Below are 21391 nucleotides of genomic sequence, written 5' to 3'. Positions count from 1 at the left end.
CTGTTCGTGTTGGCAGGCCTGTGGACAAGGTGTGGGGGAAGCCCTTAGAGCCTTGAAAAGATGACACAATTTCGCATTGCTCAATCATTGCCCAGCACAAACAATATCAGCCCACGGGTTTTCCGCAGCCACGCTGCCTCTTGGAGAGCACCATGCTGCGCAGTATTTTGTCCCCTAATAATGTTGGCAGCCTTGTGGACAAGGTGTGGGGCACCGATTCAAGCCGTTGATAGATCAGGAAAATTCGTTTTTGATTCATTTCTGCTCAATCCGGTGTTTTCACTATGACAAACAAGAATTAAAGATTTTTCCCATAAAAATCAGTGCCAAGCTGCATTTTGTCCCCCGATAATGTTGGCAGCCTTGTGGACAAGGTGTGGGGCAAGCACTCAAGTCATTGATAGATCTTAAAAATCCCCTTCTGATTCATTATTGACCAATCCAGGGTTTCTGCCATGACAAACAGGAATTTCAGTTTTTGACCCAATAAAAACAGAGCCAAGCTGAATTTTGTCCCCTGATAGTGTTGGCAGCCTTGTGGACAAGGTGTGAGGCATCCACTCAAACCATTGATAAATCAACAAAAATCCGCATTGATCAATAATTGAGCAAGTGCCATGACCGCCAGAATCACTCGAAATCATGCTTGAATCAAAGGGGAAAACCCGATTTTGTCCCCTGTTACTGTTGGCAGGCTTGTGGACAAGGTGTGGGTGAGACACTCAAGCTGTTGATTGAGATGGGGAAAAGAGGTCTGCTCAATCATTGAGCAGCACGGGGAGATCAGGGAAGGGGAAGGGAATGCAAGCCCCGATCATGCAGCAACGCGTGATCGGGGAGAAAGAGAAAACAGATCAGGCGATGATCCCACCGCCAAGGCACACCTTGCTTTCATACAGCACGACCGATTGCCCAGGCGTCACCGCCCATTGTGGCGTGGCAAAGGCGATCTCGGCACGTTCGGCACTGACCGAGTCGACCTCGCAGGGCTGATCCGGTGTACGGTAACGCGGCTTGGCGGCATACACCCAATTAGCATGCGGCTCACGCCCCGCAATCCAGTTCAGGTCAATGGCCGTCAGGCGCTCGCGCAGCAAGGCAGGGTGGTCATGCCCCTGCACGATGTAGAGCACGTTGTTCGGGATATCCTTGGCTGCCACATACCAGGCTTCATGGTCGCCCGCTACATCGTTGCCCTTGATACCGCCAATCATCAGCCCCTTGCGCTGGCCGATGGTGTGATACATCAAGCCCTGGTGCTCTCCAAGTACCCGCCCGTCATCCAGACAACGAATTTCGCCCGGTTTTGTAGGCAGATAACGCATCAGGAATTCGCGGAATGGGCGCTCACCGATAAAGCAGATGCCGGTGGAATCCTTCTTGTTGAACACATGCAGCCCGGCCTCAGAAGCCAAAGCACGCACGTCCCGCTTATACACGCCAGCAAGGGGGAAGATCACCCGGGAGAGTTGGGCCTGATTGAGGCGGTAGAGGAAATAGCTCTGGTCCTTGGTGCCATCTTCTGCCTTGAGGAGCTGATACTCAATGCGTCCATCATTATTCCACTCACGCACCCCGGCGTAATGCCCGGTAGCGATCTTCTCTGCGCCCAATGCCATGGCGTGATCGAGAAAGGCCTTGAACTTGATCTCGCTGTTGCACAGCACATCCGGGTTGGGCGTACGGCCCGCTTCGTATTCACGCAGGAAGTCGGCAAAGACCCGATCCTTGTATTCCTTGCTGAAGTTAACCACTTCAAGCTCGATCCCCAGCACGTCGCAGACCGAGGCCACATCGACCAGATCCTGGCGCGTGGAGCAATATTCGCCGTCGTCGTCATCTTCCCAGTTCTTCATGAACAGGCCGGTCACGTCGTATCCCTGGCGTTTGAGCAGCAGCGCCGCCACGGCGGAATCCACGCCGCCAGACATCCCCACCACCACCTTCATGCCTTGACCATCCATCTGCTTCTCTTCTTTCATTCGTAGTGATGAATCACATCCAGGGGGTAACGCGCCCCCTTGAGGTAATCCTGTAGACAACGCAATACCATCGGGCTGCGATGGCGTTCGGATTGGGCTGCAAACTCCTCGGGAGTGAGCCACACCGCGCGGATGATGCCCGTATCCAGCGCCCGCCCGGTTTCCTCGCCCAGATCGCGGCAAGCGAAGGCGAAACGCACATAGGTGATATCCCCTGCAGGCCTGCGCCAATGATAGACCCCCACGAGAGACTCTACCGCGACACGATGGGCAGTTTCCTCCAGCGCCTCGCGGGCACACGCGGCGATCAGGGTTTCACCCTCGTCCAGGTGCCCGGCGGGCTGATTCAGGCGAACGCCATCAACGGTGTGTTCTTCCACGAACAGAAAACGCCCGTCGCGCTCAACCAGCGCTGCCACCGTCACATCGGGTTTCCAGATCATCGCAGCCTCCGCAAAAGAAGTATTCTAGCGCGATGCATCACAAGCCGCTGCCCGGCTCACGGACAAGAGGTTCAGGAACCCGACGATAAACCCCATCCGTAGCAAGCCCGGTTGCGCTAAAATTCACCCTTTACAAGTTTGTATACGAGGAGTGGAACTCATGTCGATGGCCGACCGCGATGGCTTTATCTGGATGGATGGCAAACTGGTGCCCTGGCGCGAAGCCACCATCCACGTACTCACCCATTCCTTGCACTATGGCCTGTCGGTCTTTGAAGGGGTGCGTGCCTATAACACCAACCGTGGCACGGCCATCTTCCGCCTCAAGGAACACACCGACCGCCTGTTCAACTCTGCCCACATCTACATGATGAAGATTCCTTTCGACAAGGAAACCATCAACGAAGCCCAAAAGGAAGTGGTGCGCGCCAACAAGCTGGAAAGCTGTTACCTGCGCCCGATCGCCTTCTACGGCTCGGAGAAGATGGGCATCTCCACCCGTGGCTCCACCGTGCATGTGGCCATCGCCGCCTGGCCCTGGGGCGCCTACCTGGGCGCCGAAGGTCTGGAAAAGGGTATCCGCATCAAGACTTCGTCCTTTGCCCGTCACCACGTCAACGTGACCATGCCGCGCGCCAAGCTCGCCTCCACCTACGCCAACTCCATCCTGGCCAACCTGGAAGCCACGCAGGATGGCTACGATGAAGCCATGCTGCTCGATACAGAAGGCTTTGTGGCCGAAGGCGCCGGGGAAAACCTCTTCATCGTCAAGAATGGCGTGATCTACGAGCCGGAAATCGCCTCCGCACTCACCGGCATCACCCGTGACACAGTGCACACCCTGGCCCGCGAACTGGGCGTGGAAGTGCGTACCCGCCGCCTGACCCGTGACGACATCTACATCGCCGACGAAGCCTTCTTCACCGGCACAGCCGCCGAAGTCACCCCGATCCGCGAACTGGACAACCGCCAGATTGGCGAAGGCCGCCGTGGCCCGATCACCGCCAAGATCCAGGCCCGCTTCTTCGACCTGGTAGGTGGCCGCCTGCCTGAGCACGACGACTGGCTGCACTTCGTGTAATCGACCGCATCGGGTCACCTGCCCGCAGGTGACCCGCCCGCTTTACGCTCACCCCAAGGAGAATCTCATGGCCGAAAACAAAGACAAGAATCAGCCTATCGCCGTTACCGCCCACGATCTGCCGCTGCACTGCCCGATGCCCGATGCCCCGTTGTGGGCCCGCCATCCGCGCGTGTTCCTGGATGTCGCCCAAACAGGGGAAGCCAAATGCCCCTACTGTGGCGCCCAATACACGCTGCATGGTGAGGCGCCAAAAGGGCACTGAGGGACGCGTATCGCGGCAAATACGCGGCACCTGATGGGCATGCAGGAAAACGATTTGTAGCAATTCAGGTCGCTTCTCCCGCAACCTCTGCCACTACAATAGGCGCCCGTCTGCCTGCCCACCAACGCCTATACTGCCGCCCGCCCATGGCCCAGAACATTGAAATCAAAGCAGCCGTTGCCGATCTGGCGGCACTTGAGCACAAGGTCCGCGCAATCGCCACCCAAGGCCCGGAACAGATTGCGCAGGATGATTGCTTTTTCCCTTGTCCCAATGGCAGGCTCAAGCTGCGGATGTTTGCTGCCGGCGCAGGCGAGCTGATTTTCTACCAGCGCCCGGATCAGGCTGGCCCCAAAACCTCGTTCTACCTGCGCACTCCCACGCAAGACCCTAGCGGGCTGCTGGCCACACTGACCCATGCCTATGGCCTGAGCGGTCGTGTCATCAAGCAGCGCACCCTTTACATGGTGGGGCGCACCCGTGTGCACCTGGATCGGGTGGAAGGTTTGGGCAGCTTCATGGAACTGGAAGTGGTGCTGGCCGAGAATGAAGCACAACAAGCCGGTGTTGAAGAAGCGACTCACCTGCTCGCCACACTTGGTATTACAGAAGAAAATCTGATTGAAGACGCCTACGTCGACCTCTTGGCACGCCAATGAATACCCTCAAGCGCATCCTCATCATTGCCCCGTCGTGGATCGGCGACACCGTAGCCGCCCAGCCGCTGTTCATGCGTCTGCGCCAGTATCATCCCGAAGCGGTCATCGACGCCCTGGCCCCTCCTTGGGTAGCTGCCGTGTTACATGCCATGCCACAGATCAACGGCGAGGTGCTGGACAACCCCTTTGCCCACGGCCAGTTGCGTCTGCGGGACCGCTGGGCGCTGGCTCGCCAGATCAAGGCGCGTGCTTACGATGCGGCCTACGTGCTGCCCAACTCCCTCAAATCGGCACTGATTCCGTTCCTTGCGGGCATCCCGCTACGCGTGGGCTTCACTGGCGAATCGCGCTATGGCCTCATCAACCTGCGCCACACGCTGGACCAGACAGCCACCCCTTTGCAGGTCGAGCGTTACGCGATTCTGGCCGAACAGCCCGGCACAGCGCTGCCACGCCCCCTGCCCTACCCACAATTGGATGTGGACGCTGCAGCGGTTCAGGAGACCTTACAAAACCTGGGGCTGAAGATATCTCCCGCCCCAGTGATCTTTTGTCCTGGCGCTGAATTCGGCCCGGCCAAGCGTTGGCCGGAAAAGCATTTTGCCGCCCTGGCCCGCACCCTTGTGGATCAGGGAACCCCGGTGTGGCTACTGGGATCGAAGAAAGATGCCCCGGTCGGGGAAGAAATCGTGCGTCTCTCCGAAGGGGCGGCACGCAATCTCTGTGGCGTCACCAATCTGGCCCAGGCGGTCCATCTGCTGGCCATGGCCCGCCACGTGGTCACCAACGATTCCGGGCTGATGCATGTAACCGCCGCGCTCGGCACCCCTCTCACAGCACTGTTCGGCTCATCCAGCCCAGGCTACACCCCGCCCTTGTCAGACAAGGCGCAGGTGATCAGCCTCAAGCTTGAGTGCAGCCCCTGCTTCAAGCGCGAGTGCCCGCTGGGCCACCTGAACTGCCTGAACAAGATTGAACCGGCGCAGGTTGCCGCCAGCATTACCCCATAACAACCCATGTTTCACTACCAATCCAAGTTATATCCTGCATTGAGCATTGCCTGCGCCTTGGGCTTCGTGCTGATCGTGGCATGGCTCCAGCATATTCAACCAGGATACAACCCCTATCACCAGCTCATGAGTGAGCTGTATTTTGGCCACCAGGGCGAGACCATGCATATCGCATTCTGCCTGTTGGCCTTATCTGTTGCCGCCTTGGGTGTGGCACTGGCGGGCCAGCACGTCTGGCAAATGTTGCTCGGGCCCATCTTCATCGCCTCTCTCTGTTTTCTGGCCATCGGCGCCATCCAGATCGATTGGGCCAAATCGACTCACCTTACCCTGATCGGCGTAGCACTCATCTGTAGCCTGATGAGCATGGTGCTGCTCCCCCATTCCTTGAGCAGACCCATACTGCGGTATCCGCGCACCATATCCTGGAGCGCAGGCGCCCTGATGCTGGCCAGTTCGGTACAAGGCATATTGCCAACCGGGCTCGGCATCCGCCTGACCGTGGGGGCTCTGCTAATATGGGTGTGCTGCATTTCCATCCAACTGCTGCTGAGAAAGCCTGAAGCATGAACATTGAGGCGCTGAGAAGCTACCTGCACACCCACATCCCGCTAGCAGCCGCCATGCAGGTCGAAGTTCTGCAGGCATCCCCCGAGTTCATCGCCCTGTCTGCCCCGCTGGCCCCCAATATCAACCACCGTGGTACAGCCTTCGGCGGCAGCATTGCCACGCTTGCCACCCTGGCAGGCTGGAGTCTGTTGCGTGTGCGCCTGGATGAGTTCAAGCCCCTGCCGCATCTGGTGATCCAGCGCAGCAGCATCAATTACCTCCGCCCCATCAACGACAGTTTTACCGCCCAGGTCGCCTACCCGCCTGAAACAGACTGGGACGAATTCCTCCTCCGCCTGCACGAGAAAGGCAAAGCCCGCCTGCCCCTGAGCATCGAAGTCCGCACGGGCGAACAGCTTGCCGCGCGGATGGAAGGAGTGTTTGTCGCGCTCAAGGTGTAGGATTGCAGGTTTGGAACACCACGCAGTCTCGTTTCCAAACCCATCCATTCCCCATTTGGCACAGCAGAGTGGATCAATTTGGCAATGGAATCAATCATGGACAAACCACCTTTCCCTACCCCTGAAGATGCCGAGCGCGCCTTTTATGACGCCTTTTCGCGTAGCGACCTCGATGCCATGATGTCCGTCTGGGCCGAAGACGAAGAAGCCGTCTGCGTCCACCCGGGCGGCTCCCGCTTTACCGGGTTGGCTGCCATCCGCGAATCATGGAAGCAACTGTTTGAAACCGGGATGAAGTTCAATGTGCGCATCAGCCACCCCGTATGTACCCAAGCCATGCTGATGGCCGTGCACTGCGTGCTGCAACACATCACGGTAGAGGGGGAAGACACCATCGCCCCACCGCTGATCACCACCAATGTCTACACCCGTGGCCCACAGGGCTGGCAGTTGCTGATCCATCACACCTCTCCCTCGCCTGATACCGACGGTCTGCTCCTGCAGGACTCCCCCCGCACCGTGCACTAGACTGGGGAATTATACCCCCCACCTCTACTGCCCATGCACTACGAAGCCCCCTCCTGGCTCAAAGGGCCGCACGCCCAGACAATCTGGCCGCTGCTCATCAAAGGCTCGCGGCCCAAGTTGCGACGCAAACGCTGGGCCACCCCAGACGGGGACTTCATCGACCTGGATTTCCTGCCCACCCAAGACAAGAAGCCCCTGCTGATCCTCTTTCACGGCCTGGAAGGCTCCAGCCGCAGCCACTACGCACGCTCCCTGATGCGGGCCGCCTACGCACGCGGCTGGAATGGCGTAGTCGTACACTTCCGGGGCTGCTCGGGCGAACCCAATAAACTGCCCCGCGCCTACCACTCCGGGGACGCAGACGAACTGGACTGGATTCTGCGCAAGCTCGCCCAGCGTTACCCCGGCGTCCCCCGCTATGCCGCAGGCGTATCGCTGGGTGGCAACGCCTTGTTATGCTGGCTGGGCACACGCGGCCCCAAAGCCTACAAATACATCCAGAAAGCAGCCGCCATTTCCGCACCGATGGATCTGAGCATCTCCGGCCATGTACTGGGGCAAGGCTTCAACCGCGTCTACACCCAATACTTCCTGAGCACCCTGCAAAAGGCAGTACGCCACAAAGCCAAACGCTTCCCCGGCCTCTTCAATGCCGAGCACGCACAAAAAGCCCGCACGCTACGCGAGTTCGACGACGCCTACACCGCCCCCATGCATGGCTTCAGGAATGCAGAAGACTACTGGCGGCGCGCCTCGGCCAAACCCCTGCTGCAACACATCCAGCTCCCCACCCTGGTACTCAACGCCCGCAACGACCCCTTCCTCCCCGCCCAAGCCCTCCCCACCCGCTTCGACGTATCACCCATGGTCGTACTCGACCAACCGGAAGAAGGCGGACACGTCGGCTTCGTAAGCGGCACCTTCCCCGGCAACCTCGACTGGATGCCCAATCGCGTGCTGCGCTACTTCGAATCGAACGATGCCTAGCACTAAACGCTGCAGCCTTGACGGGCTGATGGGTATTGATGCAGCATGGAAAGACTGGGTTCGGCCACACAGCCGCTGCGAACAATTTGGCCTCAGTTGCCTTCCAGTCGTTCCTAGCTAGACGGCAGGGGTAAAAAAGGATCAGAGGATGTCGCCCTGCTCTCTGGCTATCTTCCACGCTTGTGACATTCGGACAGTCACTTACCTCCAGCGTTAGTGCTCAAGAGATCGAAGGAGTTCATGGCATGAGCAAAGGAAGCATACTTGTGATGCTTGCAATCACAGCAGGAGTTGCGTGGTGGTGGCAGTCACACGTGGAAGACGTCCAACTAAAAGAGAGGAAAATACAGGAAAGAAAGGAATTTGAGTTACGTCGAGTTTCCACGGACGATCCTCTATTAGATTTAGGCGGCTGCATGGCTAATCATGCGACCGATCTCGCTCAAATGGTTGTCGCACAAGCTATTTACAGCACTGACAGACATCTTCATATGTCGCAAGAAGAAATAGACAACTACAACGACACACGAGATGTCCTGTATGAGCAATGCTCAAATGAGTACCGCAAAAAAATTATAGATAAATACGGGGTTTTTACCGATGGGAACCTGAACTACTATTTCGTAAAAACAATGCGGGAAGACCCACAAGTTATGAATTATGTGGCTATGTTTTCGAGTTCGCATGAAGCCAGGAAGAGCATTTACGTCAAATGATTTTTTGCACAATACATCGCACAAGACCAAATACGCAATCCAGCTCGTAGATACCGTCTTTTATCGGCCATGAGGCATTCACTTTATTATTGATTAAACAATTTCTCACACGCTCGTTAGGCCTTCTGCATGACTACGTACTACAACCCAAACATTCCACCTGATCTTAACACTTGGGTGAAACTATCTCTTGATGAGCAAACGAGGCTTGCCAAGAACTTTCACGATTCGGCTCGCATCAAGGCGTCAAAGCAGCACGCCTACCTTCACGTATATGTCGAAAATCAAATTGCTTCTGGTTTTCGGCCCGCTATTCGAGCATTGGACCGCCTTCAAGGTGAGGGCCTGGGGCGCCATGATGCAATACACATGATCGCGACAGTCTTCGCTGCTTACTATCAACAGCGGCCCGCCACTCCAAGTAGAAAAGAACAATCGGACGCACAAATTGCTCTCAATGCAGAGCTTGACGCCTTAACGGTCAGTGACTGTACAAGCACATAAACATGGTTCAATTTATCACCAAATAGATTCTTGGCAAAAACAAAGGCTCCAATCAAGGAGCCTTTCTGTTGGCACAACGCAGAAGCCTTTATCACGCGTAGGTATTGATCACCCCACCGGCCTGCCCTGGCGTCGGTACAGATTGCAGCAGTTGTTGCACCTGCTGGGCTTGCATGTCCATGGCTTGCTTGAGCACGTCCACCTGGACTGCACTTTGCACAGTGCCAAGTTGGGCATTCGATGCGGCGGAACTCAAAGCGGAAACATCCATGGGAACACTCCCTAAAGAAATTATGCCCTACCAGCATAGCCGATCCCATGCATGGTTTGCAGCCTGCTACACAAAATAACGGGGCACCAATCAGGGCGGGAAGAACAGATAGGCAATACCAATCGCGGCGACTGCGCCGGTGACATCAGCAATCAGACAGCAGGGAATGGTGTGGCGGGTGTATTTCACCCCCACCGCGCCGAAGTACACGGCCACGATGTAGAAGGTGGTATCTGCCGCGCCTTGGAACATGCAGGACAGGCGGCCAATGAAGCTGTCCGCCCCGTAGGTTTTCATCGCGTCAATCATCATGCCGCGTGCGCCACTGCCGGAAAGTGGCTTCATCAAGGCAGTCGGCAGGGCGGGCACCACATCCGCAGGCACGCCAAATACCGCCAGTGCCGCACTCACCCCCTTCATGAGCAAATCCATACCTCCGCTGGCGCGGAATACGGCGATGCCGACCAAGATGGCCACCAGATAGGGCAACACGGCTATCGAAGTCTGAAACCCTTCCTTGGCACCTTCTACAAACACATCAAATGCCCGTACCCGCCGCCACGTTGCCAGGGCGAGAAAGGCGACGATGATGGCAAACAGGGTAAAGCCGCTGACGAAGGCGCTGGTCGTCGCCAGTTGCGCGGCACTCAGGCGGGCGAAGTACCAGAGTGTGCCGAATACCGCCGTACACATGCCCAGCAGCCACGCCAGCACCACGGGATGATGCAGGCGGATCTTCTGCACAAAGCTCACCGCAAGCAAGCCCGCAAGCGTGCTGAAAAAGGTCGCCAGCAGAATGGGCAGAAACACGTCCGCCGGATTGGCCGCGCCAAGCTGGGCGCGGTAAGTCATGATGCTGACGGGGATCAGCGTCAGCCCGCTGGCGTTGAGCGTGAGGAACAGGATCTGCGCGTCACTGGCGCGCTCCTTGTCCGGGTTGAGTTCCTGCATCGCCCGCATGGCCTGGATGCCCATCGGCGTCGCCGCATTGTCCAGCCCCAGCATGTTGGCGCCGATGTTCAAGAGCATCGCACCCGAGGCCGGATGGCCTGCAGGAATACCAGGGAACAGGCGGCGGAACAGCGGATCAACCAAGCGGGCCAACAAAGCCACCGCCCCCGCCTTCTCGCCCACCTTCATGATCCCGAGCCAGAAGCTCAACACCCCGGTGAGCCCCAGGGCGATCTCAAAAGCCGTCTTCGCCATGGCGAAGGCTTCCTGCAGCACATGGTTGAAAACCGTGGCATCCCCCAACACCAGCCATTGCACCAGGCAGGCGAGGAAGGCGGCGAAAAAGAAAAACAACCAGACAAAGTTCAGAATCATGGCTCAGGAGTTTGCCGCAATAGAGGAATGCTACGCGATTCTGCCATGCAAAGCATCTGGCCCAAGGCGCACTGGCAATTCACGTTACCCGTTTCGACGTGCTATAACCTTACTCAGCAGGCAGTACCCTACTCACAGCGACACATGCCACAGACAAAAAGCATGGAGAGAACGTGGGCCAAGCTCAACTGACAAGCAACAATCACTATGTTCCACGCAGCTACCTCAAACGCTGGGGGGATCATGAGAATAAAATTTCTGTTTATCGCACTCTTGTTAAACATGAGAATACCGAACTCTGGAAGCGTTTTTCGGTCAAGAGCGTAGCATTCCAAAAGCACCTTTACACACGCTTAATTGCAGGCAGCGAAAGTGACGACATTGAAAACTGGTTCGAAAGTACATTTGAAACCCCTGCAACTGAATCAGTAGACAAGGCTATTTCAGGCTCCTATCTTGAAAAGAGCGATTGGCATAATCTTATATGCCTACTCGCAGCCCAAGACCTCAGAACTCCTACCCGATTTTTTCAATATCTAACTTGGTGTAGCAAGGAACTACCAGACTTCATAACAGAGTCTCTGCCTAAACTGCTCGAAGGCCTTGAGAAACCACACAACAACGACAAATACGCAACAAGAAACGATCAATTCCTTAATGAGCTATTCCCAGACCGGCTTACTATCACGCCCGATAAGGTTATTTACGAAATACAATGTGGGCGCCAACACTGGTTATTGTGTATGAAGCGCTTACTAGATGAGACTGCCAGTGTGTTGCTCCAGCATAAATGGACCATCTTGCTTAGCCCATCAGGCGTTGATTGGCTAACCAGCGATGATCCTGTAATCCGTCTTAATTATCAAAGCCCAGAAAAATATAACTTCGATGGAGGATGGGCAAATCCAGGCACTGAAATATTTATGCCGATTAGCCCAAAACACCTTATGTATACAAAGGTTGGGCATAGACCTCCTTCAAAAGGCACTGTTCTTACTATGAATTCCGCATTGGCGTTTCAAAAGCTCATTGTGCAACATGCACACCGCTGCGTCTTTGGCCGTGCCGAACGCCCAGAGGTTACCGCTTGGAAGCCGAGAATTGTTGATAATTTTGCGTGCAAAAAGGAAAAGGAATATTGGGAAAAATGGCATCAAATCCAGAGCACTGCTGAAAATGATTTTCTAATAAACAACGATTGAACAACGAAATAGCCATGTAGGCTAGGTTACCGCGTCAGGCGTAAATCGCTATCGCCGAAAAAGTAGGGCGCACCCGACCACGCAATCAGCATTGATTGAATGGCCGGGTATCCGTTGACTGGCGTAATTTTAAGTCTATTGAACGTAGGTGGTAATACTGTTGGCAGGCAGCGTCGCCGTAAAGCTGCCACTCCCCACCGAGATGGGGCTCAACTGGGCAAAACTGCTGGCTGATGTGGTCTGGTACGGAGTCAATGTAGTCACAGCCTGATTGCTGAGTTGAATCGGCAGACTCACTGAACTGGCATTGGAATTGATCAACACCAGCACATAGTGCCCGCTTCCCGCGTAGGCAGACAGATACACGCCATTGGTGGGGTTGGCTGTGGCGTCATATCGCACATATCCCGGACGAATGTAGCGGGAGAAGTGCTTCATCGCGATCCCGAAATAGGTGGGATTGTTGTTGCCATCAATCAACCCGGTGGGCTTGTTATCGTTGGAGCTGACCATCCACCACCATACGTAGGCGTTATATTGGCCGACAGCCATTGAGGTGTGAATCTCCTTAGCTGCGGCCAGGGCATCCGCCATGTTGGTCGCCCATGAGGTGGCAGTGTCGGACTTTGCGGTTGAATCCAGGAAATGCTCGGTCATCCAGACTTCCTTGCCCATTTGCTTGGCCAGCGTGGGATAGGTCGGGTCGGAGCCATACAGATGCCCACCGATGATGGAGACGGCTGCAGCCGCTTTGCTGTCTTTCAATGCCATATCCGACATGGCAGGAGCGAAGTAGAAGGACTCCGGCATCATCAGTTTGACGCTCGAACTACCGATCGCCGCAGCGCCGTAATTTGCAGCCCAGGTATCCATCTGATCTGCCGACCACAGGCAGGACTCATAGTCCTGAGGGTCCCAGTCCGGCTCATTCTGCATTGAAATGGCATACAAGTTGACGCCAGAGGATGTCGCGTAGTTGATATATGCATTCAGATACTTTGCATAATCTGCGTAGCTGGAAGTATTGAGGTTGCCGCTGTATAGCTTGTTGCTGCGGCTATTGTTGTTGGTTTTCATGCTTGCCGGCGGCGTCCAGGGCGTAGCAAAGATTGTTGCCCCCAGGTCCTGTGCAGCTTTTGCATTGGTCAGCTCCGCACTCCATGCGCTGGTATCTGCGGTCTGATTGGTACTGTTCCATGTGCTGGGCGCAATGCGTACGCGCATGATGCTCAGACCCAGGCTGGCTGAATCAGTACCATAGAGCGCTTTGATTTTTGCAGCAGGCATGATCCACGACCAAGCCTCCGATCCACCAAACCCACGAATCGTCTGCCCCGCGCTGGACCAATTTACGTATGCCGTATCACTGGCAGGCAGCACGCTTAAAACAGTGGAGACGGTTGCCGTGTTGTAATGCGCGGTATCCGTTGGCGTAAAGGTTGCGGTAAGAATCGCAGAGCCTGCCGTGTTGATACTGGTGCCGGCTGCGGGTGTATAGCTGAATTTGCCGGGCAAGCTGTACACGTTCTTAGCGTTCAGTTGTGCCGCGCTCAAACTGGCGCCCTGCACGATTGCGGTGGGCGTGGGCCAGGACAAACTAGGCACACCCTTATTCACCGTGAGGGTTTGGGTTGCCGTTGTGCTTGCGTAGTTATTAGTATCCTTAGGGGTAAAGCTTGCCGTCAGGGTCATGCTTCCAAGCGTTTGAATCGCTGTGCCTGAGGTGGGGGAATAAGTAAAGCTGCCGTCTGTACTGGCCGTTGCACTCAGTGCCGACGCGTTCAGCCAGGAACCATAGGTAACGGGTTGCGGGGTATCCCAGGTGATCACCGGGACTGCCTTATTCACCGTGAGAGATACCGTGTTTGTGACGGCAGAGTACTTGCTGGTATCAGTCGGGGTAAAGGTAACCGAGAGGGTGTGCGCACCCGCAGTCAGAACAGTGCCTGCAGCCGGGGAGTAGGTAAATGTACCTGCCGCATTGGCGGTAGCATTGAGCTGCGCGACACCCAGCGCAGTGCCATAGGTAATCGCTGCAGGCGCTTGCCACGTTACCGTGGTGGAGGCGCTGGTGCTTGTGCTCGTGCCTGTGCTGCTTGTGGAGCCTGTGCTGCTTGCGCTGCTGTCCGCCCCGCCACCACTTCCCCCACCGCCACCTCCGCAACCCAGCAAGATTGCCAGCGCCACGCATGGCACAACCCACCGCAGCCGCTTTGCTATACCGTACATTTCTGCCCCCACTAAAAATTCGACCAAATAGGAGGCACTAAACTAAATCATTTTGTTTTACATGTTGATACCGCTCACACTGTTAAATATGTCACACTGACAGACGGCTTGCCAAAAAGAATGAGTGGCGCACTTGCCGACCAGCACAACGGAAGGGAGAGATGTCTTACGACTACTCTTGGCAAAAGCGGTCTTGCAATGGCGTCACAATCCACCGGTTCACCTGCCAAAAAATGTAATGCCCCCCGGCGAAGACAGCTTATACAATCATATTGGTCACGAATACACGCCAAGTCTCACTCGGCACTGAAACGGGGAGTCGGCAAACACCACAGACCTGCCGAAGAATGCAATACGCATATTGCATTCTTGGCGGGATGAGGTTGAGGCGGGGCCGGGGTGGCATATGTGGTGCGCAGATGCACCATGCCAGGCGGATCGAACGCATCACCCAACCCGGCACAATCAGCACCAGGTAGGGCAGACATAGCAGGCCCGGGGTTAATCCCGGAAATTGCCGAATTGCAGGGGGAAATCGTCAATGGATTTGCGCAGCAGGGCAATGGCTTCCTGCAGGATATCGCGCTTGGCACCGGTGATGCGCACGGTGTCACCCTGGATGGAGGCCTGTACCTTAAGTTTGCTGTCTTTGACGAGGCGCACGATTTTCTTGGCCAGATCGGAGTCGATCCCAGCCTTGATGATGACGCTGCGTTTGACCTTGTTACCGCTGACTTTTTCGACATCCTTCTTTTCCATGCAGCGGATATCAACGCCGCGCTTGGCGAATTTGGCGATCAGCACATCCCATACCTGATCAAGCTGGAATTCGCTATCGGCATGCAATGTCAGGGTCTTGTTCTTCTCGTCGAGTTCGACCCGGGCGTCTGAGCCCTTGAAGTCGTATCGCGTGGAGATTTCCTTGTTGGCTTGGTCGAGGGCATTGTTCACTTCGACCCAGTTGATTTCGTTGGTAACGTCAAATGAAGGCATGATGATCTCGATCGGGCAGGCTCTATCAAGCCTGCCCCTTGGCAGAACAATTAAGCGAAATGACAGATGTAGTGGTAGGGCTCGCCCACCACTTCGATTTCGAAACTGGAATTTCCCGGCACGTTGAAGCGCTGGCCTTCACCGTAGGTCTTCCACTCGGTTTCACCCTTAAGCAGCACGCGGCAGGCGCCGACGACGGTTTCCATGATCTCGGGGGCGCCGGTGTTGAAGGTGAGCTTGGCAGGCATGATCACCCCGACCGACTTTTTGGTGCCATCGGCCAGCACGATGCTGTGGCTGACGCACTTGCCGTCAAAGTAGACATTGGCCTTGGTGACGACCGAGACGCCGTCGAACTGGTTTTGACTCATTCCAAATCCTCAGAATTGTTGATGTCAGGGTTGTGACGACTGTGATTATAACGATGCAGTGCTTCAGTGAATGCCCAGCATCTTGGCAATCAAGGACTTGGAGATAAAACCAAACATCCCCAGCCCGAGCGCCAAAAACAACCAGATCGTGCCCGTCTTGCCTGCCTTGGATTCGTAGGCAAGATTGGCGATGATGAAAACCATGTAGGTGATCAGGCCGGTGACGAAGATTTTGAGGCATAAATCTTCAAATTCACTGACGCTGAGACCAAAGATAACTGTCTCTACCATGTTGGGGTTCCTTGCGGCGATATAGTGCCCCACCCGGCTGCCGCTCGCCGGGTGGGGTGGGTACTACGGTATTTCACGATACACGCACTTCGAGCGGATCACCAAAGATCACTTAGCGGTGCTGGCGGGGAAGCCTTCCAGATACTCGCTGAGCTTGTACATTTCCTGATCGAAGGGGCGCTTCATGGTTTCAATACACTCGATGATGTCATGGTGCACCAGCTGGTTATTCAGCAGCCCCACGCAGCGCCCACCATGCCCGGCAATGAGCAGGTCGACAGCGTAGGCGCCCATACGGCTGGCCAGAATGCGGTCTCGCGCAGTAGGTGAGCCGCCGCGCTGGATGTGCCCCAGGATGGTGGCGCGGGTTTCCAGGCCGGTGCGCCCTTCAATCTGGTTGGCCAGCGCATTCACATCCGTCACATGTTCGCAGATCACCACCAGGGCGTGGCGCTTGCCACGGGCAATGCCGTCATCAATCTTGCGGAACAGCGCATGCTTGTCAAAATCCTGCTCAGGCACCACCACCGCTTCGGCGCCACCGGCCACAGCGGCCCACATGGCGAGGTCACCACAGTGGCGGCCCATCACTTCGACCACGGAAATCCGCTTGTGCGAAGAGGAGGTGTCACGCAGACGGTCGATGGCATCCAGCGCCACGTTGACCGCTGTATCAAAACCGATGGTGAAATCTGTACCGGCAATATCGTTGTCGATGGTGCCCGGCAGACCGATACAGGGGTAGCCCATTTCGGTGAGCTTCTTGGCGCCCATGTAGGAGCCGTCCCCGCCGATCACCACGAGCGCATCGATACCATGCTTTTGCAGGTTGGCGATGGCTTCCTGGCGCACGGATTCCTCTTTGAAATCCGGGAAGCGGGCAGAACCCAGAATGGTGCCGCCCCGGCTGAGTACGTCGGAGACGCTCTTGCGCTCCAGCTTTTCAATGCGCCCCTTGTGTAGCCCCATGTAACCATCGTGGATACCAAACACTTCCAGGCCATTGGACAAACCTGCCCGCACCACCGCGCGGATGGCCGCGTTCATGCCTGGCGAATCGCCACCACTGGTTAGAACCCCAATCTTGCTGATCATCTGCAGACCTCTTCAATAAGCAAAGAAAATTCTATGTTGCCGAGTCTTGGTTTCCAGGTTGCGACAAGAAAAAGGGCCACCTTGCTGGCGGCCCTCTTGCACTGATCCTGGATCAGCCTCCGCGTTTCAACCAAGCATTCTCGGTGAATCGCATCCACAAAGCATTGAGCTTGGTGAAACCTCCTGCATCGGCTTGATTATAGGCGCCATTCTTGCAGGTCACGGTCATCAGGGGCGCCTGCCCGCTAAGAAAGCTTTCAGCATCCAGCTTGGAGCCCCACCCAGCGCTCAACACACGCGTTGATCAGTTGTCCACACGCCCAAGCACCAGGAACTCCAGCAGCGCTTTTTGGGCGTGCAGACGGTTTTCCGCCTCTTCCCACACCACGCTTTGCGGCCCATCGATAACTTCAGCCGTCACCTCTTCGCCACGGTGCGCAGGCAGGCAATGCATGAACAGGGCGTCCTTATCGGCCACCCCCATCATGTCTGCATCCACCTGATAGTCAGCAAAATCACGCAGTCGTGCTTCATTCTCGGCTTCAAACCCCATCGACGTCCACACATCGGTGGTGATGATATGGGCGCCACGTGCCGCGTCCATCGGGTCGGCAAACTGCTCGTAGTGTGAAGTGCCCTGGATGTTGGCCTTGGAAGGATCAACCTCGTAGCCCTTGGGCGAGCTGACGTGCACCTTGAAGTCCAAGAGTTCAGCCGCTTGCAGCCAGGTATTGCACATATTGTTGGTGTCCCCGATCCAGGCCACAGTCTTACCCTGGATGGAGCCATTACGCTCAATCCAGGTATAGATGTCGGTCAGAATCTGGCAGGGATGGAACTCGTTGGTCAGGCCGTTGATGACCGGTACACGCGAGTTGGCAGCAAAGCGCTCAATGATGGTCTGCTCAAAGGTCCGGATCATCACCACGTCTGACATGCGGGAGATCACCTGGGCGGCATCTTCAACCGGCTCACCGCGCCCCAGTTGGGAATCACGGGTATTCAGATACACCGCAGCACCGCCCAACTGGAACATGCCTGCTTCGAACGACAGACGCGTGCGCGTGCTGGCCTTTTCGAAGATCATGACCAAGGTGCGGTCAAACAGTGGGTGATAGGTTTCGTAGCGCTTGAATTTATCCTTGATCCAGCGCGCACGCTTGAACACGTAGTCGAGTTCTTCACGTGAGAGATCTTTGAACTGCAGAAAGTGTCTGGGCGCTATGGTCATAGCCGTCTTTCACCAACGCGAGCGAGGTTGCAATACAAAACATAACGGCGGCAAAAGCCGCCGTTAAACCAATGGGAACCAAGATCTTAGTCCAAATCCCCAGGCTTGCCTAGGCAAGCCGAATACAAAAAAAGGCGCACAAGGCGCCTTTTTTCAATCCAGCAGAAACGGTGCTCAGGCGGCTGCACCCATCGCCTTGATGGCGGCGGACAGACGGCTCTTGTGTCGAGCAGCAGCGTTCTTGTGGACGATGTTCTTGTCGGCAATCGAGTCGATGGTGCTGACGGACTGTTGGAACACTTGTTGAGCAGCGGCTTTGTCGCCAGCTTCGACCGCCTTGCGCACGGACTTGATCGCGGTACGCAGACGGGAACGCAGGCTGGCGTTGTGAGCGCGCGCCACGAGTGCCTGACGGGCGCGCTTGCGGGCTTGTGCGGAGTTGGCCATTTGTTCTGTCTTCGGTAGAAGTTACACGGAAACGACGATTCTAATCATTTTTTCAACCTTGTACAAGACCAATCGTGCATTCTTGCCTTTCAAACGCTTCCCGTTCGCCTCCCGGCCCGATAAGATTGCCCCTCTTGGCGCCACAGTGGCGCAGGCTTTGCCAACTCCGATTGCCCCTGATGAATTTGCTTAAAGCGCTGGCCAAGGTCAGCAGTTTCACCCTGCTCTCCCGCATCCTGGGTCTGGTCAGAGAAATCCTGATCGCCAATGTATTGGGCGCAGGCATGATGACCGATGCCTTCAACGTGGCCTTCCGCCTACCCAACCTGCTGCGCCGCCTGTTTGCCGAAGGCGCCTTCTCACAGGCATTTGTACCGATCCTGGGAGAATACAAGAACAAACAGGACGAAGCCTCCACTCGCTCACTGGTGAATCATGTCACCACCTTGCTGGGGCTTGCCGTCTTCATCGTCTCCGCAATCGGCATCCTGTGCGCACCCTGGGTGATCCACCTTACAGCAAACGGCTTCAGCAAGGATGCCGATAAGTTCCAGCTCGCCGTGGAACTCACCCGCGTCACTTTCCCCTATATCTTCTTCCAGGCCATGGTGGCCCTGTCGGCCGCCGTACTCAACACCTGGGGGCGCTTCTCGCTGCCCGCCTTCACGCCGGTGATGTTCAACCTCACGGCCATCGTCATGCTGTTATTCATGGCGCCACATTTCTCCAACCCGGCCAAAGTGCTGGCCTGGAGCGCCTTTATCGGCGGCGTGCTGCAGATGGTCGTGCAGATCCCGGCGCTGATGGGCATCAAGATGATGCCGCGCTTCTCGCTCTCGCTCAAAGACCCCGGCGTGATGCGTATCCTCAAGACCATGGCACCGGCCACCCTGGGCGTATCCGTCGCGCAGATCAGCCTGGTCATCAACACAAACTTCGCTTCCAGCCTCCCCACGGGCAGCATTTCGTGGCTGAACTACGCAGATCGGATCATGGAGTTCCCGGTCGGGCTGCTCGGTGCTGCACTGGGGACCATCCTGCTCCCCAGCCTCTCCAAGATGAGGGCCCAGTCGGATAACGCTGGTTTTTCCGCCACGCTGGATTGGGGGCTGCGCATGGCCCTGCTGCTAACCGCACCTGCGGCAGTCGGGATGATGCTGCTGGCAGTGCCACTCGCTTCCACACTCTTCCAGCACGGCGCCTTCTCGTACTTAGATTCTCAACGTACCCATGATGCACTGCTGGCCTACAGCGTCGGGCTGATCGGCCTGATTCTGGTGAAGATTCTCGCCCCTGCCTTCTATTCCCGGCAGGATGTTCGCACGCCGCTCAAATATGCGCTCATCTCCCTGGTGGCCACACAACTCATGAACCTGGCATTTGTGGTCTACGGCCCGCTCGCGCATGCGGGGCTGGCGCTGTCCATCGGGCTGGCTGCCACGCTCAATGCCAGCCTGCTCTACTATGGACTGCGCAAGGTCGGGGCATATACGCCACATGCCGGATGGGTTCGCTTCACGGGCAAGCTCATCATCGGGCTCGTCGTAATGGGTGTGGTGCTCTGGCTGGTCCGTGGCGCTGAGAACGATTGGCTCCACAACCACCACACCGCATGGCGCGTCACCCACCTGTTTGGCATTATCGCCGTCGGTGCGGCCGCCTACTTCGCCACACTATATGCCCTGGGATTCCGGATGCAGGATTTCAGGCGCAGGATATAGCGTGCTCTCAGGTAACCCACTTCGGGGGATTGCCGGGCATCGGCCATCCCCAAGCAAGTGCGCTTACATCCCCTGCAAAATAGCCGCCCGTTTATTGCGGTATTCCTCTTCACTGAGCAAACCCTGCTCTTTCAGAAGCTGTAGAGCCTTCAGGCGTACTGCCAGCTTGCTGGCAAGATCTTCGGCCGCATCTTTTCCTGGCGCCACCATCGGCCCATTGCTGGGTGGGGTTTCTATGGTTGGACGTGCAGGTTCTTTCTCTGCCCGCTTGGCTGGCATTGGCAATGCAATCCAATCCTGACGCACAAGATGCACATCCCCAGACACCGAACTCGCTATGCTGATGTACTCGGCAGGATGTTGCTGCGAGCCGTAATCAAATTTCGGTACGCGTCGTGAACCGTGGAGATAATCAGAAATGAAATCCTTGTGCACCATCCCTAAGATGATGTTCAGACGCCCGCCCGTCACAAATATGCGTCCGGCGTTTCCGACAACCGGCGCAACAATACCGATCATGCCATGCTGCCCGGTACTGAGAAACTCTACATCCTGATCAGGGCGTGCCACAGCCAAGGCCGATGCAATGGGTTTGGACAAGCGTTTCAGTTCATCCTCAGCAAATAGCGCAATCACCTCACCATCAGCTTTGAGCTGCAGCGTTTTCAGCATATCTGCCACTTGCTCGGCCGTAATGGTCAGTGGATGCTGATTGGGGTGCTCCGAATAACTCGGGGCGAGCCGTATTCTGTCCCATTCGCCGAGTTTGAGATTTTGCGTAGGCGAATGCAACCATGTCTGGAGCTGTTTTTCCGCATCATCTCCCGACGGGGCCAAGAAATTCAGAATCCCAGCATGGCAAACAGGAACCAAGGCAACCCAGGCACTAAAAAACAAGCAAACTGTCTTTGAAAAAATACAACGAGCATTCATGCACATGATTTGTGGGCTCCATGACATCATCCATAAGCAAGGCGCACCACCCAAGCCAATCATGTGTGCCAGGAGCCACAACCACGCTCGCGGCCG

Annotated in this window: 25 protein-coding genes; 12 read left to right on the top strand and 13 right to left on the bottom strand. The window is 56.2% G+C overall.

From position 1 onward, the window contains the following. Positions 1-407 precede the first annotated feature (407 nt). From B145_RS28525 to B145_RS0104070, 3 genes are all read right to left on the bottom strand, one after another. Positions 408-644: a hypothetical protein gene (locus B145_RS28525; RefSeq protein ID WP_157288263.1), complete on the bottom strand. Its 237-nt coding sequence runs from the start codon at positions 642-644 to the stop codon at positions 408-410. A gap of 210 nt (positions 645-854) precedes the next feature. Then, positions 855-1949 (bottom strand): tRNA 2-thiouridine(34) synthase MnmA, encoded by a 1095-nt coding sequence (gene mnmA, locus B145_RS0104075; RefSeq protein WP_026258810.1) that lies wholly within the window; start codon positions 1947-1949, stop codon positions 855-857. 29 nt (positions 1950-1978) lie between these two features. After that, a complete protein-coding gene (locus B145_RS0104070) occupies positions 1979-2425 on the bottom strand; it encodes an NUDIX hydrolase (RefSeq protein WP_018605363.1) in 447 nt (148 codons plus the stop codon). A gap of 160 nt (positions 2426-2585) precedes the next feature. On the opposite strand from B145_RS0104070, the gene B145_RS0104065 reads away from it, so the two are divergent. The 10 genes from B145_RS0104065 to B145_RS24345 all read left to right on the top strand — a co-directional run bounded on the left by B145_RS0104065 (position 2586) and on the right by B145_RS24345 (position 9185). Beyond that, positions 2586-3506 carry a branched-chain amino acid transaminase gene (locus B145_RS0104065; RefSeq protein ID WP_018605362.1) on the top strand — a complete coding sequence of 307 codons (921 nt, stop codon included), beginning with the start codon at positions 2586-2588 and terminating at the stop codon, positions 3504-3506. A 67-nt stretch (positions 3507-3573) separates the two neighbouring features. After that, positions 3574-3771 carry a zinc-finger domain-containing protein gene (locus B145_RS0104060; RefSeq protein ID WP_018605361.1) on the top strand — a complete coding sequence of 66 codons (198 nt, stop codon included), beginning with the start codon at positions 3574-3576 and terminating at the stop codon, positions 3769-3771. A 146-nt stretch (positions 3772-3917) separates the two neighbouring features. Further along, a complete protein-coding gene (locus tag B145_RS0104055; RefSeq protein WP_018605360.1) occupies positions 3918-4430 on the top strand; it encodes a class IV adenylate cyclase in 513 nt (170 codons plus the stop codon). Next, the gene (waaF, locus tag B145_RS0104050) at positions 4427-5440 is read left to right on the top strand and encodes a lipopolysaccharide heptosyltransferase II (RefSeq protein WP_018605359.1); all 1014 of its coding nucleotides are present in this window, start codon (positions 4427-4429) and stop codon (positions 5438-5440) included. The genes B145_RS0104055 and waaF overlap by 4 nt, the downstream gene beginning before the upstream one ends. Before the next feature lie 6 nt (positions 5441-5446). Further along, positions 5447-6010 (top strand): DUF998 domain-containing protein, encoded by a 564-nt coding sequence (locus tag B145_RS0104045; RefSeq protein WP_018605358.1) that lies wholly within the window; start codon positions 5447-5449, stop codon positions 6008-6010. Further along, positions 6007-6450: a YiiD C-terminal domain-containing protein gene (locus B145_RS0104040; protein ID WP_018605357.1), complete on the top strand. Its 444-nt coding sequence runs from the start codon at positions 6007-6009 to the stop codon at positions 6448-6450. Before B145_RS0104045 ends, B145_RS0104040 begins: the two co-directional genes overlap by 4 nt. A gap of 96 nt (positions 6451-6546) precedes the next feature. Then, positions 6547-6978: a YybH family protein gene (locus tag B145_RS0104035; RefSeq protein WP_018605356.1), complete on the top strand. Its 432-nt coding sequence runs from the start codon at positions 6547-6549 to the stop codon at positions 6976-6978. A 33-nt stretch (positions 6979-7011) separates the two neighbouring features. Then, on the top strand, positions 7012-7965 hold the full coding sequence (locus B145_RS0104030) for a hydrolase (RefSeq protein ID WP_018605355.1): 954 nt from the start codon (positions 7012-7014) through the stop codon (positions 7963-7965). A 245-nt stretch (positions 7966-8210) separates the two neighbouring features. Next, positions 8211-8681, top strand: a complete 471-nt coding sequence (locus B145_RS0104025; protein ID WP_018605353.1) for a hypothetical protein — start codon at positions 8211-8213, stop codon at positions 8679-8681. A 129-nt stretch (positions 8682-8810) separates the two neighbouring features. Further along, positions 8811-9185: a hypothetical protein gene (locus tag B145_RS24345; protein WP_018605351.1), complete on the top strand. Its 375-nt coding sequence runs from the start codon at positions 8811-8813 to the stop codon at positions 9183-9185. Between the two features lie 91 nt (positions 9186-9276). On the opposite strand, the gene B145_RS0104015 is transcribed toward B145_RS24345, so the two are convergent. Together B145_RS0104015 and B145_RS0104010 are read right to left on the bottom strand one after the other, a co-directional pair. Next, positions 9277-9456: a putative motility protein gene (locus B145_RS0104015; RefSeq protein WP_018605349.1), complete on the bottom strand. Its 180-nt coding sequence runs from the start codon at positions 9454-9456 to the stop codon at positions 9277-9279. A 90-nt stretch (positions 9457-9546) separates the two neighbouring features. Next, positions 9547-10782 carry a nucleoside recognition domain-containing protein gene (locus B145_RS0104010; RefSeq protein WP_018605347.1) on the bottom strand — a complete coding sequence of 412 codons (1236 nt, stop codon included), beginning with the start codon at positions 10780-10782 and terminating at the stop codon, positions 9547-9549. A 173-nt stretch (positions 10783-10955) separates the two neighbouring features. Between B145_RS0104010 and B145_RS0104005 the strand changes: the two genes are divergently transcribed. Further along, entirely contained in the window at positions 10956-11984 is a 1029-nt protein-coding gene (locus B145_RS0104005) for a DUF4238 domain-containing protein (RefSeq protein ID WP_018605346.1), read from the top strand. Between the two features lie 135 nt (positions 11985-12119). Here B145_RS0104005 and B145_RS27205 read toward each other — a convergent pair whose 3' ends face one another. The 7 genes from B145_RS27205 to rpsT form a co-directional block, all read right to left on the bottom strand. Continuing rightward, positions 12120-14213 carry a glycoside hydrolase gene (locus tag B145_RS27205; RefSeq protein ID WP_083917603.1) on the bottom strand — a complete coding sequence of 698 codons (2094 nt, stop codon included), beginning with the start codon at positions 14211-14213 and terminating at the stop codon, positions 12120-12122. 501 nt (positions 14214-14714) lie between these two features. Continuing rightward, a complete protein-coding gene (locus B145_RS0103995) occupies positions 14715-15206 on the bottom strand; it encodes a YajQ family cyclic di-GMP-binding protein (protein WP_018605344.1) in 492 nt (163 codons plus the stop codon). 50 nt (positions 15207-15256) lie between these two features. Beyond that, a complete protein-coding gene (ppnP, locus tag B145_RS0103990) occupies positions 15257-15577 on the bottom strand; it encodes a pyrimidine/purine nucleoside phosphorylase (RefSeq protein WP_018605342.1) in 321 nt (106 codons plus the stop codon). A 63-nt stretch (positions 15578-15640) separates the two neighbouring features. Beyond that, positions 15641-15868 carry a DUF2788 domain-containing protein gene (locus B145_RS0103985; RefSeq protein ID WP_018605340.1) on the bottom strand — a complete coding sequence of 76 codons (228 nt, stop codon included), beginning with the start codon at positions 15866-15868 and terminating at the stop codon, positions 15641-15643. Between the two features lie 108 nt (positions 15869-15976). After that, on the bottom strand, positions 15977-16963 hold the full coding sequence (pfkA, locus tag B145_RS0103980; RefSeq protein ID WP_018605338.1) for a 6-phosphofructokinase: 987 nt from the start codon (positions 16961-16963) through the stop codon (positions 15977-15979). 304 nt (positions 16964-17267) lie between these two features. Continuing rightward, positions 17268-18194 carry an ornithine carbamoyltransferase gene (argF, locus tag B145_RS0103970; protein WP_018605333.1) on the bottom strand — a complete coding sequence of 309 codons (927 nt, stop codon included), beginning with the start codon at positions 18192-18194 and terminating at the stop codon, positions 17268-17270. A 174-nt stretch (positions 18195-18368) separates the two neighbouring features. Next, a complete protein-coding gene (rpsT, locus tag B145_RS0103965; RefSeq protein WP_018605331.1) occupies positions 18369-18641 on the bottom strand; it encodes a 30S ribosomal protein S20 in 273 nt (90 codons plus the stop codon). A 179-nt stretch (positions 18642-18820) separates the two neighbouring features. Here rpsT and murJ point away from each other — a divergent pair, with 179 nt between their 5' ends. Further along, on the top strand, positions 18821-20362 hold the full coding sequence (murJ, locus tag B145_RS0103955; protein ID WP_018605328.1) for a murein biosynthesis integral membrane protein MurJ: 1542 nt from the start codon (positions 18821-18823) through the stop codon (positions 20360-20362). Positions 20363-20425: 63 nt separating this feature from the next. Here the strand turns inward: murJ and B145_RS0103950 are convergent, their stop codons facing one another. Further along, positions 20426-21358 carry an SHOCT domain-containing protein gene (locus B145_RS0103950; RefSeq protein WP_157288262.1) on the bottom strand — a complete coding sequence of 311 codons (933 nt, stop codon included), beginning with the start codon at positions 21356-21358 and terminating at the stop codon, positions 20426-20428. Positions 21359-21391: the final 33 nt, after the last annotated feature.

This window comes from Uliginosibacterium gangwonense DSM 18521, assembly GCF_000373965.1.
In the GTDB taxonomy this organism is placed as follows: domain Bacteria; phylum Pseudomonadota; class Gammaproteobacteria; order Burkholderiales; family Rhodocyclaceae; genus Uliginosibacterium; species Uliginosibacterium gangwonense.
The sequence above is the reverse complement of the archived record's forward strand: the minus strand, read 5'-3'. Positions and strand labels throughout refer to the sequence as shown.

Bases quoted from the DNA above. Each gene is read 5' to 3' on its own strand.
- rpsT (WP_018605331.1), bottom strand. From the start codon at position 18,641: ATGGCCAACTCCGCACAAGCCCGCAAGCGCGCCCGTCAGGCACTCGTG.
- B145_RS0104040 (WP_018605357.1), top strand. From the start codon at position 6,007: ATGAACATTGAGGCGCTGAGAAGCTACCTGCACACCCACATCCCGCTA.
- B145_RS0103985 (WP_018605340.1), bottom strand. From the start codon at position 15,868: ATGGTAGAGACAGTTATCTTTGGTCTCAGCGTCAGTGAATTTGAAGAT.
- B145_RS27205 (WP_083917603.1), bottom strand. From the start codon at position 14,213: ATGTACGGTATAGCAAAGCGGCTGCGGTGGGTTGTGCCATGCGTGGCG.
- B145_RS0104010 (WP_018605347.1), bottom strand. From the start codon at position 10,782: ATGATTCTGAACTTTGTCTGGTTGTTTTTCTTTTTCGCCGCCTTCCTC.
- B145_RS28525 (WP_157288263.1), bottom strand. From the start codon at position 644: ATGATTTCGAGTGATTCTGGCGGTCATGGCACTTGCTCAATTATTGAT.
- B145_RS0104045 (WP_018605358.1), top strand. From the start codon at position 5,447: ATGTTTCACTACCAATCCAAGTTATATCCTGCATTGAGCATTGCCTGC.
- B145_RS0104065 (WP_018605362.1), top strand. From the start codon at position 2,586: ATGTCGATGGCCGACCGCGATGGCTTTATCTGGATGGATGGCAAACTG.
- B145_RS0104060 (WP_018605361.1), top strand. From the start codon at position 3,574: ATGGCCGAAAACAAAGACAAGAATCAGCCTATCGCCGTTACCGCCCAC.
- B145_RS0104070 (WP_018605363.1), bottom strand. From the start codon at position 2,425: ATGATCTGGAAACCCGATGTGACGGTGGCAGCGCTGGTTGAGCGCGAC.
- B145_RS0104025 (WP_018605353.1), top strand. From the start codon at position 8,211: ATGAGCAAAGGAAGCATACTTGTGATGCTTGCAATCACAGCAGGAGTT.
- murJ (WP_018605328.1), top strand. From the start codon at position 18,821: ATGAATTTGCTTAAAGCGCTGGCCAAGGTCAGCAGTTTCACCCTGCTC.
- B145_RS0104030 (WP_018605355.1), top strand. From the start codon at position 7,012: ATGCACTACGAAGCCCCCTCCTGGCTCAAAGGGCCGCACGCCCAGACA.
- B145_RS0104035 (WP_018605356.1), top strand. From the start codon at position 6,547: ATGGACAAACCACCTTTCCCTACCCCTGAAGATGCCGAGCGCGCCTTT.
- B145_RS24345 (WP_018605351.1), top strand. From the start codon at position 8,811: ATGACTACGTACTACAACCCAAACATTCCACCTGATCTTAACACTTGG.
- ppnP (WP_018605342.1), bottom strand. From the start codon at position 15,577: ATGAGTCAAAACCAGTTCGACGGCGTCTCGGTCGTCACCAAGGCCAAT.
- argF (WP_018605333.1), bottom strand. From the start codon at position 18,194: ATGACCATAGCGCCCAGACACTTTCTGCAGTTCAAAGATCTCTCACGT.
- B145_RS0103950 (WP_157288262.1), bottom strand. From the start codon at position 21,358: ATGATTGGCTTGGGTGGTGCGCCTTGCTTATGGATGATGTCATGGAGC.
- pfkA (WP_018605338.1), bottom strand. From the start codon at position 16,963: ATGATCAGCAAGATTGGGGTTCTAACCAGTGGTGGCGATTCGCCAGGC.
- B145_RS0104055 (WP_018605360.1), top strand. From the start codon at position 3,918: ATGGCCCAGAACATTGAAATCAAAGCAGCCGTTGCCGATCTGGCGGCA.
- waaF (WP_018605359.1), top strand. From the start codon at position 4,427: ATGAATACCCTCAAGCGCATCCTCATCATTGCCCCGTCGTGGATCGGC.
- mnmA (WP_026258810.1), bottom strand. From the start codon at position 1,949: ATGAAGGTGGTGGTGGGGATGTCTGGCGGCGTGGATTCCGCCGTGGCG.
- B145_RS0104015 (WP_018605349.1), bottom strand. From the start codon at position 9,456: ATGGATGTTTCCGCTTTGAGTTCCGCCGCATCGAATGCCCAACTTGGC.
- B145_RS0103995 (WP_018605344.1), bottom strand. From the start codon at position 15,206: ATGCCTTCATTTGACGTTACCAACGAAATCAACTGGGTCGAAGTGAAC.